Raw genomic sequence first — 16,178 nt, forward strand, 5'->3', positions numbered from 1 at the left:
ATGGCAGAAAAAAATGAAGATCCTTCCAAGAGAAGACGGAAGCAGATCGGGCGGCTGTGGTACACTACAACTAAAAAACGAAAGCAAGGAGGGCGGCTGATGATCCATATTCTCGTCGTCGACGACGATCCACATATTCAGCAGCTGATCACGATGTACATAAAAAACGAAGGCTACGAAGCGCTGACCGCCGATGATGGCGAACAGGCGCTTGACGTGCTCGGCTCCACCGCCGTCGACCTCGCTGTCATCGACGTGATGATGCCGAACATGGACGGCTATGAGCTGTGCAGAGAAATCCGCCGCTTCTATGAAATCCCGGTTCTTATGGTGACAGCGAAGGGAGAGGTCCAGGATAAAGTGAAAGGATTCGAACTTGGGACCGATGATTACATCGTGAAGCCGTTCGAGCCTGTGGAGCTGATGATGCGCATCAAAGCGCTGCTGCGGCGCTACCACATCCGTGCCTCTCATACGATTGAAGCCGGAAATGTCACGCTCTACGAAACGAACAAAACGATCACCATCAACGGAGAAAGTGAACTGTGGCCGCTGAAGGAATTCGAGCTGCTGTATACCCTCGCTTCCTATCCGGAGCAGATCTTCACCCGCAACCAGCTGATTGAGCGGATCTGGGGATTCGAGTACGAAGGCGACGACCGCACCGTTGACGTTCATATCAAACGGATCCGCGACAAACTGAAGAAAAAAGGCGCCGGCATATCCGTGAAGACGATCCGCGGTGTCGGCTACCGGATGGAGGAGGTCACGTCTTGAAAAGCTTGTATGCTCAAATCGTCGTGACATTCATCGCTGCCATCGTCATCGGGCTCGTCATCACGTTTTCGATTTCCGGACGGCTCCACGCCCTGCAGGTGGCGGAGAAACTGGAAACCCAGATGGTGAATATCGGGAAGGAGTTCATTGAGCTGTATAAAAAAGAGTCGGACACCGATGCCGACCTCTATCTCGACGCCATGAGCTCGGGCAGCTTTGAAGTGCTGCTGTTTAAGGACGATGCGGAGAAAAGCCTTTATTACGAGGAAGGACAGGACTGGGATATCGATCAGGCCGACGTCGAGCGCGTGCTGAACGGCGACGTCCATAACGAGTACCTGCTCCCTCCCCGGATCAACATCGGACTCCCTTTTGAGAAGGACGGCAGCTCCTACGCGTTGTTTCTGCGGCCGGATTTTGAATTCTTTTTCGAAGGCTTCCGCCAGATCGTCCTTATCCTTTTTCTGACCGTTCTGTTGATTGGAAGCTTCGTGTTCATTCTTTCGACGCGCTGGATTGTCAGACCGATCAAAGCGATGACGGAAACGGCCGGCGAGCTTGCCAAAGGTAACTTCGATGTCCAAGTGGAGACGAAGCGGAAGGACGAGCTCGGCAGCCTGGCCCACAGCTTCAATCAGATGGCCCACGGGCTCGGTGAACTGGACGGCATGCGCCAGCAGTTCGTCTCCAACGTCTCGCATGAAATCCAGTCTCCGCTCACATCCATCCAGGGCTTTGCCCGAGCCTTGAAAGACGGCGTCGCCACAGATGAGGAAAGCAGGCAGGCCTACTACGACATCATCGAAAAGGAAAGCCGCCGTCTGTCAGCCCTCAGCCAGAATTTATTGAATCTGGCCACTCTCGACAGCGACCACCCGCCGTATGAGCCATCCTCCTACAAGCTGGATGAACAGCTCCGGCGGGTACTCGCCCACATGGAGCCGCAGTGGTCGGATAAAAAAATCACCATCGACGCAAATCTTGAGGATTGCAGCCTTTACGGAGATGCCGACCAGCTCGAGCAGGTGTGGGTGAACATCCTCAGCAACGCCATCCGCCATACAGAGCCGGAAGGAACGATTGCCGTTCGTCTGAAGGCAGATACGGATGGTGCAGAAGTGACCATCATAGATGACGGTGAAGGCATGAGCCCCGAGGATCAGCAGCGGATTTTCGAGCGTTTTTACAAAGCGGACAAATCAAGGACGAGAAAACAAGGCGGAAGCGGCCTCGGCTTATCGATCGCCGAAAGAATCGTCCAGCTTCACGACGGAACCATCGACGTGACGAGCCGTCCCGGAGAGGGCGCAGCTTTCACTGTCCATCTCCCCTGCCGCTGAAAAAATTGTGGTTGTTCATATTCAGTTCATACAACGGTTTTATGATAAGGCTACCATCTTGAAAAAGGAGCCCTGATGTATGAACTGGTTAACTAAATTCAGCTTAAAAAATACGGTCGCCGTCCTGATTCTGACGGTCCTTGTGATCGCCATGGGGATCTTTGCGACGAACAAAATCAAAGTGGAAACCTTCCCGGACGTCAGCTTTCCTGTCCTGACGGTCCAGACGGTCTATCCGAACGCCTCGACGGAGGAAGTGGAGGAAAACGTGACCACGCCTCTCGAGGAAGCCCTTCTGAACATGGAAGACTATGACGCGATGACGAGTACGTCTCAGGAGAACGCGTCTTTTATCACCATCACCTATCCATTCGGTGAAGATATCGAAGAAGCTCAATCAGACATCACCAATGCAATCGCCGATGTAACGACACCGGAGGATGCGGAAACCGAGGTGACCGCCCTGTCGATCAACTCGACACCGATCTACCAGGCCGCACTTTCCTCCGAGGACCTGCAGGCGCTGCAGGCCGATGTAGAAGATACGATCGTTCCGAAGCTTGAGAACCTTGAAGGTGTAGCTGGTGTGCAGGTGACAGGAAGTGAGGAATCGAAGCTGCAGATCGAAGTGGATGAAGAAGAAGCTTCCACGTACGGACTGACCCTGTCTTCCATCCTTGAGGCTGTTGAGCAGTCCGAATACAAGCTTCCCGCCGGATCCCTCCAGCAGGACGGTCTGTCCACGCCGGTGGAAATCACAGGAACACTTGATGATGTGACTGCTCTTGAAGACCTCACCCTTCCGGTTACATCGGCCGGTGCTCAACAGCAGCAGCCACCACAAAATGCAGGTGCTGAGGCTGCCGCAGAATCACAAGCAAATGCAGCTGTAGAGGCGGAAGCCCCTCAGGAAGTGACCCTCGGGGAAATCGCCGATATCACTCAAGTGACCGAGCGCAGCGAAGTCTCCCGTTTCAATGGGGAAGACAGTGTATTGATTGAAGTAACAAAAGCCCAGGACGCCAACACCGCCGATGTTGCTGATGCGGTGAAGTCCTATTTGAATGAAGAAGTGGATGACAGCGGCTATGAGCTGTATACCGTTCTCGACCAGGGCGAAGAAGTGAACAAATCTATCTCCGCGCTGTTGAAGGAGGGCGGGTTCGGGGCCTTGTTCACCGTCATCGTCATCCTGCTTTTCCTAAGAAACATCCGGGCGACGATCATCGCGATTCTGTCGCTGCCGATTTCAATTCTCGGATCGATCGCCCTGCTTGAAACATTTGATTATACGTTGAACATTATGACACTCGGCGGTATGGCCGTCGCCGTCGGTCGAATTGTCGATGACAGCATCGTCGTCATCGAGAACATCTACCGCTGGAAACAGCAGTATCCGGATATGAAGCAGCGGGATGTCGTCTTCAAGGCGACGAAGGAAGTGCTCGGCGCTGTCGCCTCTTCCACGATTGCGACACTAATCGTCTTCCTGCCGCTCGCCTTTGTCGGCGGTATTCTCGGCGAGTTTTTCCGACCGTTCAGTCTCGCCGTCGTGTTCTCGATCACCATCTCCCTGCTGGTCGCGCTGATGCTCATCCCTGTGCTCGGCAAGTTCTTCTTCAAGGACGTGAAGCACGAGGAAAAATCGAGCCGGCTGGCCACATGGTATGAAAAATTCTTAAGAGGATCCTTGAAGAAGAAAGGACTCGTCTTCACCCTTTCGTTCGTCCTGTTGTTCGGATCGTTCTCCTTCATTCCGGCACTCGGCGTATCGTTCCTGCCGAGTGAAGGCAGTGAAACGTTCGAAGTCGAACTGACCCTTCCGGATGAGACGACGTTTGAAGAAACGACAGCGCTTGCGCAGTCAATGGAAGCCACCCTTCTGGATGACGATCAGATCGACTACACGCAGGTATCCATCGGCTTTTCCAGCCAGCGGCAGCTTCCAGGCATGAATGCATCTGTTTCTGAAAACATCGCCCGCTTCTACGTCCAGCTTCAGGAGGACGTCCAAGCCGATGCAGTAATGAACGACTATGAGGAAGATCTGCTTGCCCAGGCGCAGGAAGCCTATCCGGAGGCTGTTGTAAGTGCTGCGGAAGTCCAGCAGGATGGACCGCCATCCGGCAATACGATTGATGTGAATTTGTACAGTGATGAGAATGAAGATTTGAGAGAGGCCGCCAACCAGGTCGCCCAGCTTTTTGAACAAAACGATCAATTAAAGAATGTATCCAACGATATGGAGGATACGCAGACGAAATACGATATTTCCCTTAATGAAGATGGCAGAGAGCTCGGTGTGAGTCCGTATCAGCTGATGCAGCCGATCCGCGAACGGCTTCAGCCCCTTGATGGCGGCACGCTCACCCTGACTGAGGAATGGGAGATGGAGCTTTCCTTCGATGAAACCTTCACAAAGAAGGCGGATATCGAAACGTATACCATCATGACACAGGACGGGGCCAAAGAGCTGCAGGAAATCGCTTCGATTGAGGAAGTGGAGGTGCCGAAATCCATCAAGCACCAGGACGGTGAAACGGCAAGCACGGTCTCCGCGACGATCATCGGAGACGACACCGCTGCCGTTTCCCGTGACGTGGAGGCCGATGTCGATTCCCTCACCCTGCCGGACAGCGTGGAAGTGGAACTGACCGGAGGACTGGAAATGATTAATGAAGGCTTCGCCGACCTCGGGCTTGCCATGGCCGCTGCTGTCGGACTCGTGTTCCTTGTACTCAGCATTACGTTCGGGGGCATCCTGACACCGATTGTCATCCTATCCTCCCTGATCTTCATCCCGATCGGCTCGCTCGCCGGCTTGTTCCTATCCGGCCAGACGCTGTCAATGAGTGCAATGATCGGAATGCTGATGCTGATCGGAATCGTCGTCACCAATGCCGTCGTGCTGCTTGACCGCGTCGAAAGCAACCGCCGCGAAGGCTACGAGCTCACAGAAGCGATCGTCGAAGCGTCCCGTACGCGTCTGCGTCCGATTCTCATGACCGCCCTGGCCACGATCTTCGCTCTCGTGCCGCTCGCCCTTTCGAACTCGGCTTCCGGGCTGATATCCAAAGGACTTGCGATTACGGTCATCGGTGGCCTGACGACATCGACGCTGCTCACCTTGATTTTTGTACCGGTCTTCTATTATGCGGTTGGGAAGTTCCGGAGAATGGAATAGATGATGGAGCCCGCAGGCCTTTGAGGTCTGCGGGTTCTTTTATCGCGTTTTTTGAAATTTTTTATCGTGATTTCAAGCGACAAAAAGCTGATTATTAATAAGAATATACACAGCGCTGCTTATGTATTTAATTCTCTTTTTCTTGGATTTCAATAGATTTGTTCGTTATTCATTCATAAACTAACTACCTTTACTGACATTCACTATAAGTATTTAAAAAGGATATCTAAGTATGAAAAAATAACCAAAGAAACAGATATAAGAGAGAATGAATTATGAACCCGGCAGCCTGTTGCCGGGTTGATCACCATAGGCCAAGAAAATTTACATGGGAGTGGAAATGATGTCATCGATGGAGAGGAAAGCCCGAATATTACAAGTCTTATCTATTATTATATTAATCATTGCCCTATTCTTATATATTAACGGAGCAGGAGAAACGGTTTATTTTGCATCAGCAATGATAGCTGCGCTGGGAGTACTTTTAAAGTGGTCCATGATCGACCACAAGATCAAAAAGCAGGAACGAAGCAAAAGTGAGTGATACGGATACACCTAAGCTGATCACCTCATCATGAATCGACGTATTCAACGATAGCGGCTTTAGTTAAATAAGCCGAAATCATTTAGACTGACCTTTCTTCATGTGAACTCTGTATACGAATATCTCTATTAAAATTAATATCAGCACCCCTAAGATAAACACAGGCAGTTGATTCCAGATTAATAAGAAAGATAGCACGAATACTAATAGTAAACTTCTTATCCACTGTTTATATAATAAACTCATATAGAACCCCAATCCTAATGTGAATTTCTCTTATGGCTTATATACGAAGCCTATTCTTTTTCGTTTCATAAAAAAACCGGAAGAGAACCCTCTTACGGTCACCCATTCACTTTACAGTCTGAAGATTCCTCCACCCGCCAAGCTCTGAAATATCTTCTGCGATTTCCCCCGCATAGCCTTCACAAATAAACCCGGACACTTCTGATCCATCTTCCAGTTCAACCTTTCCGATACCCAGCGGCGCAGGAATGGAAGTGGTGAAAGCACCGAGCGAACGGAGAGGCATGTCCCAGATTTCCACCTCCACCGAAGTGCCGCTGTGAAACTGCTTGATCATGCCCGGCTTTTCCGGTTCACCTGGAAGCTTCACAAGCTGATAGCGATTTTTAATGGAATTTAATTCCATACCAAGCAACCTATGATACACTAAGATTATCCAAAACGTTAATGGAACCCAGCCACTGGAGGACCACTTATGAAAGAAAAATACTTGATACCCATCCTGATTTTTTTCGTCTTAGGATCCGCTGCAATTAGTCGTATCCATTCGCTCAGCCAAACGGTTAAATCGTTCTTTTACGGTACCGCTTTAGTCGTTCTCCTTGTGATAGGGATGATACGCACCTATCACTATTTCAAATCCTGATGGTAAGGAGTTGATCGTAAATGAAGCTGCTTAGAATCGGTGCAGGCGGGCTCAAAACCGCCATTCTTTATATCGTTCTCATCCTCCTGTCCCCTTTCGTCCTTCATCTGACAGGTAATCGAAATGTCCTGTCCGAGCCTGAATGGATGGGCGGAAATCTTTGGTTCATTGAAGTGAGTGAACATCAAATGTATGCAACAGCAACAGCGATGGGAATGGTTGTTTCTTTTCTTCTTGGAGTTCTTTTGTATACCCTGCTTCACTTTGTCTCTTTCCGCGGAAAAAAGAAAGATCATCCAGCGATGTAAATAACTCATCTTTGTTTACTCCGTGCATGATTGCAGGGAGTCTTTTTTTAGAGACTACTAAAGTTCATAGTTTGTTCAACATTTCACAAACTTTTTTCCGTTTATGGTGCTATGATGAATATGTAAGGAAGATCTTCTCCACACACCATTTCATTATTCATTGAATATAAGGGGGAAACGCATATGAAAGCTGTTGTAGTCAATCCACATGCGAAAGCCAACGTTGAGGTTATCGAAAAGGATGTCCGTCCACTGCAATCCGGGGAAGCCCTCGTCGATGTGGAATACTGCGGGGTCTGCCATACGGACCTGCACGTCGCTGCTGGTGATTTCGGTGATGTCGAAGGGCGTGTTCTTGGGCATGAAGGCATCGGCGTTGTTTCACAAATCGCTGATGATGTCACAAGCTTGAAGGTCGGCGACCGGGTGAGCATCGCCTGGATGTTCCATGCCTGCGGACGTTGTGAATACTGCACGACCGGACGGGAAACGTTCTGCCGGAATGTCCAGAACGCCGGATACAGTGTCGACGGGGGTATGGCCGAGCAGTGCATCGTGACAGCTGATTATGCGGTAAAAGTACCCGACGGACTCGATCCGGCGCAGGCCAGCAGCATCACCTGCGCCGGCGTGACGACGTATAAAGCGATCAAAGTATCTGACGTGAAAGCCGGTCAATGGATCGCCATCTACGGCTGCGGCGGCTTGGGCAACCTTGCCATCCAGTATGCCAAACACGTCTTCAACGCCGAAGTGATCGCAGTCGATATCAATGACGATAAGCTCGCCCTCGCCAAAGAGATCGGCGCCGACATGACGATTAATCCAACAACGGATGGAGATGCAGAGAAAATCATCCAGGAGCAGCTCGGCGGTGCGCACGCCACTGTCGTTACGGCGGTTTCTAAACAAGCGTTCAACTCTGCTGTCGATGCCGTCCGCGCCTGCGGTAAAGTCGTAGCGGTCGGACTGCCGTCTGAAACGATGGATTTGAACATTCCACGACTCGTCCTTGATGGCATTGAAGTGATCGGCTCTCTCGTCGGTACGCGTAAGGATTTAGAAGAGGCCTTCCAATTCGGAGCCGAAGGAAAAGTCGTTCCTGTCGTACAGACACGCCACCTTCACGAAGTTCAGGACGTCTTCGAGGAAATGGAGCAGGGTAAAATCCAAGGCAGAATGGTGATCGATTTCCATCAGCACTAAACATAAAACCGCCCGCGCCTGCTCCGGCACGGGCGGTTTTTTTATGTCGTCTGCTTTCTTTTTTCCATAAAGGTATGAATCACGATATACAACAAGATCAGCCCTAAAGGAAGGAACGCCTCAACCATCAAGCTCGTATCGGCCTGGACGCCTGCTGCTTCCATGAGTAAAGGCGGCACATAGTAAACCAGCGCCACGAAAACCAAGAAGAAGCTCTTCCACTTCCATGCGAGCGCCACAAGGGTCAGAGCGGATAAAACGAGGATAACCACCTCCGCTGTCGGTCCAGCCGTCCATACAGCCGGTATCGAAAGCATTTGATCCATGAAAAACAATCCCATGAACAACAGCATGAACCCGCTGCTGATGACCGCATAGAAGGTGAACTCCTTTCTCTTCGTCGGACGCTTCGAGGATACGTAGCGGAAGGACAAAATAATGACTCCTAAATAAAGCAGGGCGATGACAGGATAGCCGATCAGTTCGAGAAGCGAATACGACAGCTCCCCTTCCAGAGCATCTCCAAGCAGCAGGAAGGCGACGATACCGAGGATAAACCCCTGGATCCACCCGGCGATCTGTTTCTTATCCAAAGGCATCTCCCCCGCCAGTTCCTTTATATACGTTTCCGGAGACTTTCCAGTGATATGCTCCGTGCTTTTTCCTTCTTGTTCAGCTTCAAGGAGATGATCCTCAAGCTCTTCTGTAATCTCCTCCACCTCGGCTTCATTCCTGCCACTCGTAAGCAGATACAGCCTTAGATGATCGACGAATTCCCGGCTTTCCTCTGATAAAGTCATATACGCTCTTCCCCTTCCAGTAAATTCTCAACGCCACCAGAAATGCTTTTCCACCGGATTTTGAAAGCTTCCAGTTCGTGCCGGCCTTCTTCGGTAATGGTGTAGTATTTCCGCTGCGGGCCGCCGGACGGATGCTTTTTCTTCGTCGTAGTGACCAGCCCTTCTTTTTTCATTCGGAGAAGCAGCGGGTAAATGCTCCCCTCCTTGACCATGGAAAAGCCATAGCCGTTCAGTTTTTCGATCATTTCATAGCCGTAGGTCTCCCCTTTTCCGATAATGGTGAGCAGACAGTCTTCAAGAATTCCTTTCAACATTTGGCTCGACGACATCCAGACGTTCCCCTCTCCATCATTCTTGCATTGCAAGGTAGTCAGGTAAAAAAATAAAAACGTTCTATATTGTTATGCAAGTTAGTTTAAGCTTACAGGTTTAACCCATTTATTTCAAGGATACTTGTAAATATTTCCTATAAATACTTTTGAAGCCTTTACAGGTACTACTCTAATGATGGAAGGAGTTTCAGAAAGGACATGGGTAACGTGATTCTTCGATTGCTTAGTGTTGCAATAGTGGAAATACCTTTTATCTTGTATTATGACGACCTGCCTGAGGAAACGATAGCCTTAAACTATTATTTTTTAGGCTTTTGTGGTGTCTATATGTGCTCCGAAGCCTTTGATCCCTTTGGCAAAAGAACGCACTGGATCCACATCTTTCAGATCAGTGCGCTCATCATTCTGACGACCGGAATGCTCCGAAACTTCGATTTTATAACAAACACCATGTGGAGGGACGTATTTTTTATATTGTATGGTGCCTATATCGTATTTAAATTGATCGAGGTTATTATTTTAAGAAAAAAGCAGAAAGAAGATTATTCTTCGGAGTAAAAGCAGAACAGATGCGTCCTCTTCCTGTTCTGCTTTCAAACGTTCTCAATACTCTTCTATAATATTTTCCTTTTCGAAACTTTGATCATCCACTTTCAGCCCGGCATGAGGGATTTCGAGCTCATTTTTCAAGATATCCATTAACTCATCCACTCTTCTTTGATCGCCCTCTTCCGCGTCCCGATCGAGCCAGACGATGATGGACGGAGAAGCTTCCAGTTCACGAATCTCCGGAAGGTCTACTTCACCCTGAAATTTTCTCTGGATCCCTTCATCGTATGAAACCGTGACCATCCCAATAGGACTAAACCTCTGTTCTATATCGTCAATGATCATGTCATACAATTGATCTTCGTAATATCTGACCGCATAGTCGTCGACCATCCTTCCTGTACTTCTATCTTCATAGACTAAGAAACTCACGTCGTTATCGTTATTCGTTACCTTGGCAGCGTACTCAAACCCAGCGAAGTTTCCCATGTTATCGTACAGCGTATCGTAGATTTCCATTTGACCGGAATACGTCTCTTCCAAGTAAGCGGCTGCTTTTTCCTTCACCTTTTCTTCTTTTGATGAATTTGGTGTCATATCGATGATAAAGATAACGATCAGGAGCCCGATACAAGCTGCCATAGAACCAATCGTGATTAGAATCCATTTCCCCGCTTTATTCATAAGTTTCCTCCTGCCCCTCCGGATTACTCATGCGTAAATTTTACCATAATAAGGAATTTGATGTGCCGGAATTTTGAGTAAGACCTATTCCATAAAAAAGATACCCCTTCACCCATTACGCAGACTATGACTTCATGTGCATTTATACCCAGCCAAACCATCTCGTTCCCTTGCACTTTTCGTAAGATACTATTAAAGTATATACTGGTTGAAATCCATTCAATATGGTAATGGATATAGATAGCGTCGCTTTTTAGCTTTGGGAATCAAACTTCTCATAAAGAAAGGGTTCAGATATATTATGAAAGATAATTTTTGGCATGAGCTGCCCCGGCCGTTTTTCATTCTAGCGCCGATGGAAGCCGTGACAGATGTTGTGTTCCGTCATGTGGTGACGGAAGCGGCACGACCTGATGTGTTTTTCACTGAGTTTACAAATACAGAAAGTTACTGCCATCCGAAAGGGAAGGACAGCGTGCGCGGCCGCCTGACGTTCACAGAGGATGAACAGCCGATCGTCGCCCACATTTGGGGAGACAAACCTGAATACTTCCGCGAGATGAGTATCGGCATGGCGGAGATGGGCTACCGTGGGATTGATATCAACATGGGCTGCCCGGTTCAGAACGTAGCCGGTAACGGAAAAGGCTCCGGCCTGATCCGCCGTCCGGAAGTGGCTGCTGAAGTCATTGATGCAGCGAAAGCCGGCGGACTGCCTGTCAGCGTGAAGACCCGTCTTGGCTACACGAACCTCGACGAATGGCGTCCATGGCTGAAGCACCTCTTGGAACAGGACATCGTCAACCTGTCCATCCACCTTCGTACGAAGAAGGAAATGAGTAACTACGATGCCCACTGGGAGCTGATTCCTGATATTATGGCGCTTCGCGATGAAGTGGCTCCGAACACGCTGATCACGATCAACGGAGACATCCCTGACCGTCAAAAGGGACTGGAGCTCGTTGAAAAATACGGCGTCGACGGCATCATGATCGGACGCGGTGTGTTCCACAATCCTTTCTGCTTCGAAGTGGAAAAGAAGGAACACACAAGTGATGAACTGCTGGATCTTCTACGTCTGCAGCTGGATCTTCACGACAAGTACTCTGAAGAGCTGGAGCCGCGTCTATTCAAACCGCTCCGCCGCTTCTTCAAAATTTATGTCCGCGGCTTCCGTGGAGCCGGTGAGCTGAGAAATCAGCTGATGGGCACCCATTCTACGGATGAGGTACGTGCGCTGCTGGATGAGTTCGAGGAAAAAGGCGGCATAAAGGAAGAAGAAGGATTCACGATTTCTTAATCAGACGAAAGAGGAGAGCCTTATCGGTTCTCCTCTTTTATTATTTGGGTTTTTCAACTAATGCCTCCAATCCTTGAAGACTTAGTCGTGAGATCTCCCACCTTTTGCTATCCTTCATTTTTATAACGTTCCTCATTGAAGAAGTTTGATATGATTAACATCAATATTCCTATTACAATCATTGGGATGGATGCAGACCTTAACAAACTTGGAGTACCTTCAATTCCTATAATTTCACTAAATGCAAATCCCGCAGCAAACATCCATAACCCTAAATAAGCCAGCCATTTTCCCGTTGTGGTTTTCCCCTTTGAAAACATCTGCATTCCCCTCTCTCAGCTATTGTGGTTTCACTTCATTTTTCAAAGTGATTTGATGAATGAATCAATATGATGTAAATGTATCATACCAAATATGCAGTTTTATGGAAAAATCACCCATGTTAATTGTATGCTTATTCTCCCCGCCACCGATTTTTGCACAACCCGGGCCTATTTTCAGTTTAAAAAAAGCGATTATATTTTGAATAATCGCCCCGGTTTTATAAAACTCCATTACAAGATACATTTTTAAACGATAACAAACATCCCCCACTTAGTTTTACACAGAAAGGAAAAGGATACTGGATATGTAAAAGGAGGTGAATGAGTGGAAGTATTAGCTGTCGTTTTAGTTATGATTGGTATAATAGCTGTCCGAGTGATCAGCTTTTTTTATCCAGATTGGAAAGCTGTTAAAGGGGAGTACTTGTCAGAACGTAAACATCTTGGATACAGTTTGTTAGGCATTGGTCTATTACTTGTAATGTTTATACTGAGTCAATTCATTCTAAGAATATAGGACAATGGCTTTAATTTAACAAACGTCCCTGTTACAGGGAGAATAGAATTCGCGATACTTCCATCGCTGCGGTACTCCATTCTATAGGATAGATACGAGCACATCGACTAACAATGGTGCCAAAAGTAAAAGTCCGGCAATGCCGACTACAATTATAACCGGCGTTGTGAATGGACTAGGTTCATTTAATTTATCAAGCTTTTCATTCATTTTCTTCATTTCATGTAAGATTTCTTTTTCATTCTCTTCAGACATAGGATCACCCGTCAGCTTAAGACTTAAATTATAGGTGAATATTGGATAAATAGTTCTTAACTTTCTATTTTATAACTTTATACATAATGACATGGGGACCAATTGGATGGTAATCAAAAACTTCTCCAAAAGGCTTAAATCCCAGCCTTTCATAATATTTTTGGACAGAAGTTCTTCCTTTACACCAAAGAAAGTCAGCTTTACGTTCTCTCAAATCCCTCTCGGCGAAATTCACTACCTCCCTCCCCGCTCCCATACCTCTAAACTCTTCCACAGTAGCCATAGCCCTTAATCTATATTGATGAGAGCTTCGAAATTCAGGATGGGATTCAAGATAAAAAGAAGCCACACTTATCAAACCTTCATCATTAAACGCCCCGATATGGAAAGCATCATCGTCATGATCTGTATGATATTGACATGCCTCGAACGGTTGATGAGGTCTAAGTATTTTGTGTCGGAGGTTATAAGTTTGTTCTGCTTTTATCCTTTGTACTTTCAACTTGATCTCCCCCGTTAACAGTTGAGTTATACATTCTGGATTTGGTAAAAGAGACGTTTTCCTTTGCTACAGTAAATCCGACGTAACAGGAAGGTTTGGTTTCAAGATGTTCATTACTTATTCCTTGTTCAGAAATAATTTATATAAATGATAAGTTGTGCCCAAAATCGCTAAAACAATGGTAAGGATTAGTAAAGCCGTGTTATCTACAGATATACCGTTATCATTTACTAACACAAAAGTCACTAACCCCCAAAGAGCAAGTAAACTTATGAATCTATTGGCAAACTCAGACTTTAGCAACTTCTTCTACCTCCCCATATGTAGAGAATGAGCAACTTATAAATCAATTCCAATTATTTCAAATAATTATTTTCAACTCAAGTCTATACGAAATACATCTTAAAAGAATATCTGGAATCAGGCTCTTCAAATAACCTGACCCTTAAAGAATCGATTGCTTATATTAAAAAATCGCTTCTTTTAGGGTCAGTTTCAAGACATTATATTTTGGCTTTTAAAAACGGAGGATGTTTGGTAAAGACAAATGAAACGAATAGTCCAACAGCAGAAAAAATAGCTGAGTTGATACCTTCAAACCCACTCAGAGTAAAGGTTTTATAAATAGACCAAGCTGTAATTACACTTATAATAAAGGCAGGTATATAATGTTTGATATGTTTATCATTTTTAACTTTTACCGATAAATATAAGAGTTGGAAAAGAAGAAGCGTTAAGAGTACCACCTTAATGTTCATTTTCTTTCCCCCACTCAATAGGATAACCTTCAATGTTTTGTTTGTTGGCTATAGAATCATTGAACAGTTTATGTTGGCTTCCAGTATTCATAACGGTCCAACACCTCCATTTTAGAAGTACGATAGTTATCCTCGTTCACCTATATTGAAACTCCTCATATTACTCATACGCTACTTCTCCAATTTAGTTTCAAAATACCTAATATAAGGAAGTTGAGTCTTCAAGATTAGCAAAAAACAGTGGTGTTAGAACATTAGACACTTACCAATATTGAACCCCCATCAGCATCGACGGCTTGTAAGCATTCGATGCTGATGGGGGTTCAAAGGTCAATTTCATTAGTTAAAGATGCAAAACATTTAACATATGATTCTAATATCCATAATTCTAAAATTGCGCTCGCTAAAATTTACTCCAGTGTTAGTTTTTCTGTTTGCTGCGGACGGCCCCATTGAATTTCCACGCTGATAGGTTCACCTGTTTCAGGCGTACAGCCTGAACATTGAGAAGAGATCGTCACTGTTCTTTTATCCAATTCTGCCCATGTTTGAACAGTTTCTCCCTCATTGATCGTAATTTTCAAGTCTTTCAATTCTTCCTCTTTATTGTAATGGAACGTAAATTCCCCGTTTTCTGAATCTGGTGCGTTATCTGCTATGTATTTTCCCTCCCAGCTGCTGGATTCACCTGACAACATGATGGTTTGGTTTGTACACCCAGCCATGACAAACATCACAATAAATAAATAGAAAAATAATTTCTTCAAATTCTGTACCTCCATTGCTTTTACCGTCATTTACTATTGGTGATTATGATTCAACGTAAGCTCTGTCCTGTAATCTCCCCCAATGCCGTTTAAAAGAATCTTCATCCATCATACAAGTGAAGTCACCCTGATAAGTCTTCCTCGTATAGAACGTTTCCCTCTTGATCGAGTGCCCTCACGGGTGGCGCGTTATTCGGGGCATAAAAAACCCTCCCCATCCCCGTGTCATGCAGGGGGATTTGTGTATAGCCATCATCCGTTTCCACTTCAATGGAATCGATCTCTCTGCTGTTGACCATTCCATATAGAACATTGAAGGGATCCTCCTCAGGCAGCACGCGCCACCTGCTGTGCCTTGCGTACAATTCGTTCTCCGAGGCAGAAAAACCTGTGGTGCTCCTTAAGTCCCAGCCATGCCACTTCTTAACAAGGGCACTGACTTTGATATTTACTCCTTCCTGATCAGTAAGATACAAAAACCATTTTCGCATCTCCAAAGTCTGTCACATCCACAACTTCCGTCACTTCTATAGACGAACTGTGTCCAGTTTCAATCACGTCTTCCACAGATTGATGCTGACAACCCGTAAGCAGAATAAAAATAAAAGCTGAACATAGGCCGTGTTTCAAACGTTGTTACCTCCCTGCTTCTTATGTATGAAAACTCCTTAAACCGTATCATCAAGATTCATAGGCGTGAAGGGGTAACTAAGAAAGGTGGGTTCGGACCATCGTATAAGCATTATTTTTACATTGGGAATTTATTGAAACAAAAGAGGTGATTATCCGTATACGTAGTAAGGAGGCTGAAGGATGTTCATTACAGGTGTAGTTTTGATTCCGATTTTCGTCTATTTTCTCGTCATTTTGTTTACGTTTGCGTGGGGAAAAGCAGGAAGAACCGAACAGGGAAAGAAAGTCCTCAACAAGTCGATGGCCACCGCCGCTCCTATTCTGCCGATTGGCTGGCTGCTTCTCGAGAGTTATCACTCCATCATCCAGAGCCTCACCCTGTCTACATACCGCGACACGATGTGGGTGTTGATCATGCTGACGTTCATCGTCGTTGGAGCAAGCATTTTACGTAGGAAAAAGTCCACTGTTCCTGCGTAATCAAAGAAAAAGCAGGCGGTCATTTTT

General features: G+C 46.5%; 21 protein-coding genes. 10 read left to right on the forward strand and 11 right to left on the reverse strand.

All coding sequences use genetic code 11. The features are described from left to right. Positions 1–99 precede the first annotated feature (99 nt). The 3 genes from ACXAD6_RS17840 to ACXAD6_RS17850 all read left to right on the forward strand — a co-directional run bounded on the left by ACXAD6_RS17840 (position 100) and on the right by ACXAD6_RS17850 (position 5,301). Complete coding sequence (locus tag ACXAD6_RS17840) at positions 100–777, forward strand: response regulator transcription factor (RefSeq protein ID WP_474970458.1); 678 nt, start codon at positions 100–102, stop codon at positions 775–777. Beyond that, positions 774–2,117, forward strand: a complete 1,344-nt coding sequence (locus tag ACXAD6_RS17845; RefSeq protein WP_474970056.1) for a sensor histidine kinase — start codon at positions 774–776, stop codon at positions 2,115–2,117. Before ACXAD6_RS17840 ends, ACXAD6_RS17845 begins: the two co-directional genes overlap by 4 nt. Positions 2,118–2,196: 79 nt before the next feature. Continuing rightward, on the forward strand, positions 2,197–5,301 hold the full coding sequence (locus ACXAD6_RS17850; protein ID WP_474970057.1) for an efflux RND transporter permease subunit: 3,105 nt from the start codon (positions 2,197–2,199) through the stop codon (positions 5,299–5,301). Between the two features lie 896 nt (positions 5,302–6,197). Here the strand turns inward: ACXAD6_RS17850 and ACXAD6_RS17855 are convergent. Beyond that, a complete protein-coding gene (locus tag ACXAD6_RS17855; protein WP_474970058.1) occupies positions 6,198–6,497 on the reverse strand; it encodes an allophanate hydrolase-related protein in 300 nt (99 codons plus the stop codon). A 69-nt stretch (positions 6,498–6,566) separates the two neighbouring features. Here ACXAD6_RS17855 and ACXAD6_RS17860 point away from each other — a divergent pair, with 69 nt between their 5' ends. The 3 genes from ACXAD6_RS17860 to adhP all read left to right on the forward strand — a co-directional run bounded on the left by ACXAD6_RS17860 (position 6,567) and on the right by adhP (position 8,251). Beyond that, positions 6,567–6,737 (forward strand): hypothetical protein, encoded by a 171-nt coding sequence (locus ACXAD6_RS17860; protein ID WP_474970059.1) that lies wholly within the window; start codon positions 6,567–6,569, stop codon positions 6,735–6,737. Between the two features lie 20 nt (positions 6,738–6,757). Further along, positions 6,758–7,045 (forward strand): hypothetical protein, encoded by a 288-nt coding sequence (locus ACXAD6_RS17865; protein ID WP_474970060.1) that lies wholly within the window; start codon positions 6,758–6,760, stop codon positions 7,043–7,045. A gap of 183 nt (positions 7,046–7,228) precedes the next feature. Continuing rightward, positions 7,229–8,251, forward strand: coding sequence for an alcohol dehydrogenase AdhP (gene adhP, locus ACXAD6_RS17870; protein ID WP_474970061.1), 1,023 nt, complete (start codon positions 7,229–7,231; stop codon positions 8,249–8,251). Between the two features lie 41 nt (positions 8,252–8,292). On the opposite strand, the gene ACXAD6_RS17875 is transcribed toward adhP, so the two are convergent. Next, positions 8,293–9,051 carry a DUF1129 family protein gene (locus ACXAD6_RS17875; protein WP_474970062.1) on the reverse strand — a complete coding sequence of 253 codons (759 nt, stop codon included), beginning with the start codon at positions 9,049–9,051 and terminating at the stop codon, positions 8,293–8,295. Next, the gene (locus tag ACXAD6_RS17880) at positions 9,048–9,380 is read right to left on the reverse strand and encodes a PadR family transcriptional regulator (RefSeq protein WP_474970063.1); all 333 of its coding nucleotides are present in this window, start codon (positions 9,378–9,380) and stop codon (positions 9,048–9,050) included. Before ACXAD6_RS17880 ends, ACXAD6_RS17875 begins: the two co-directional genes overlap by 4 nt. Before the next feature lie 201 nt (positions 9,381–9,581). Between ACXAD6_RS17880 and ACXAD6_RS17885 the strand changes: the two genes are divergently transcribed. Further along, the gene (locus ACXAD6_RS17885; RefSeq protein ID WP_474970064.1) at positions 9,582–9,941 is read left to right on the forward strand and encodes a hypothetical protein; all 360 of its coding nucleotides are present in this window, start codon (positions 9,582–9,584) and stop codon (positions 9,939–9,941) included. Positions 9,942–9,986: 45 nt separating this feature from the next. Here the strand turns inward: ACXAD6_RS17885 and ACXAD6_RS17890 are convergent, their stop codons facing one another. Beyond that, complete coding sequence (locus ACXAD6_RS17890; protein WP_474970065.1) at positions 9,987–10,616, reverse strand: hypothetical protein; 630 nt, start codon at positions 10,614–10,616, stop codon at positions 9,987–9,989. 301 nt (positions 10,617–10,917) lie between these two features. Here ACXAD6_RS17890 and ACXAD6_RS17895 point away from each other — a divergent pair, with 301 nt between their 5' ends. Then, positions 10,918–11,916: a tRNA dihydrouridine synthase gene (locus ACXAD6_RS17895; protein WP_474970066.1), complete on the forward strand. Its 999-nt coding sequence runs from the start codon at positions 10,918–10,920 to the stop codon at positions 11,914–11,916. Between the two features lie 107 nt (positions 11,917–12,023). Here ACXAD6_RS17895 and ACXAD6_RS17900 read toward each other — a convergent pair whose 3' ends face one another. Further along, positions 12,024–12,236, reverse strand: a complete 213-nt coding sequence (locus tag ACXAD6_RS17900; RefSeq protein ID WP_474970067.1) for a hypothetical protein — start codon at positions 12,234–12,236, stop codon at positions 12,024–12,026. A gap of 328 nt (positions 12,237–12,564) precedes the next feature. Between ACXAD6_RS17900 and ACXAD6_RS17905 the strand changes: the two genes are divergently transcribed. Continuing rightward, complete coding sequence (locus ACXAD6_RS17905) at positions 12,565–12,756, forward strand: hypothetical protein (protein ID WP_474970068.1); 192 nt, start codon at positions 12,565–12,567, stop codon at positions 12,754–12,756. Between the two features lie 81 nt (positions 12,757–12,837). Here ACXAD6_RS17905 and ACXAD6_RS17910 read toward each other — a convergent pair whose 3' ends face one another. The 6 genes from ACXAD6_RS17910 to ACXAD6_RS17935 all read right to left on the reverse strand — a co-directional run bounded on the left by ACXAD6_RS17910 (position 12,838) and on the right by ACXAD6_RS17935 (position 15,668). Then, positions 12,838–13,011 (reverse strand): hypothetical protein, encoded by a 174-nt coding sequence (locus ACXAD6_RS17910; RefSeq protein ID WP_474970069.1) that lies wholly within the window; start codon positions 13,009–13,011, stop codon positions 12,838–12,840. A 64-nt stretch (positions 13,012–13,075) separates the two neighbouring features. Then, positions 13,076–13,513, reverse strand: coding sequence for a GNAT family N-acetyltransferase (locus ACXAD6_RS17915; protein ID WP_474970070.1), 438 nt, complete (start codon positions 13,511–13,513; stop codon positions 13,076–13,078). A 503-nt stretch (positions 13,514–14,016) separates the two neighbouring features. Continuing rightward, entirely contained in the window at positions 14,017–14,271 is a 255-nt protein-coding gene (locus tag ACXAD6_RS17920) for a hypothetical protein (protein WP_474970071.1), read from the reverse strand. Between the two features lie 410 nt (positions 14,272–14,681). Further along, positions 14,682–15,038: a hypothetical protein gene (locus tag ACXAD6_RS17925; RefSeq protein ID WP_474970072.1), complete on the reverse strand. Its 357-nt coding sequence runs from the start codon at positions 15,036–15,038 to the stop codon at positions 14,682–14,684. Positions 15,039–15,160: 122 nt separating this feature from the next. Continuing rightward, on the reverse strand, positions 15,161–15,529 hold the full coding sequence (locus ACXAD6_RS17930) for a hypothetical protein (protein WP_474970073.1): 369 nt from the start codon (positions 15,527–15,529) through the stop codon (positions 15,161–15,163). Continuing rightward, a complete protein-coding gene (locus ACXAD6_RS17935; RefSeq protein WP_474970074.1) occupies positions 15,501–15,668 on the reverse strand; it encodes a hypothetical protein in 168 nt (55 codons plus the stop codon). Before ACXAD6_RS17935 ends, ACXAD6_RS17930 begins: the two co-directional genes overlap by 29 nt. 183 nt (positions 15,669–15,851) lie before the next feature. On the opposite strand from ACXAD6_RS17935, the gene ACXAD6_RS17940 reads away from it, so the two are divergent. Beyond that, a complete protein-coding gene (locus ACXAD6_RS17940; RefSeq protein WP_474970075.1) occupies positions 15,852–16,151 on the forward strand; it encodes a hypothetical protein in 300 nt (99 codons plus the stop codon). Positions 16,152–16,178 lie beyond the last annotated feature (27 nt).

The sequence above is a fragment of the Halobacillus sp. ABH2_015 genome (assembly GCF_056158945.1).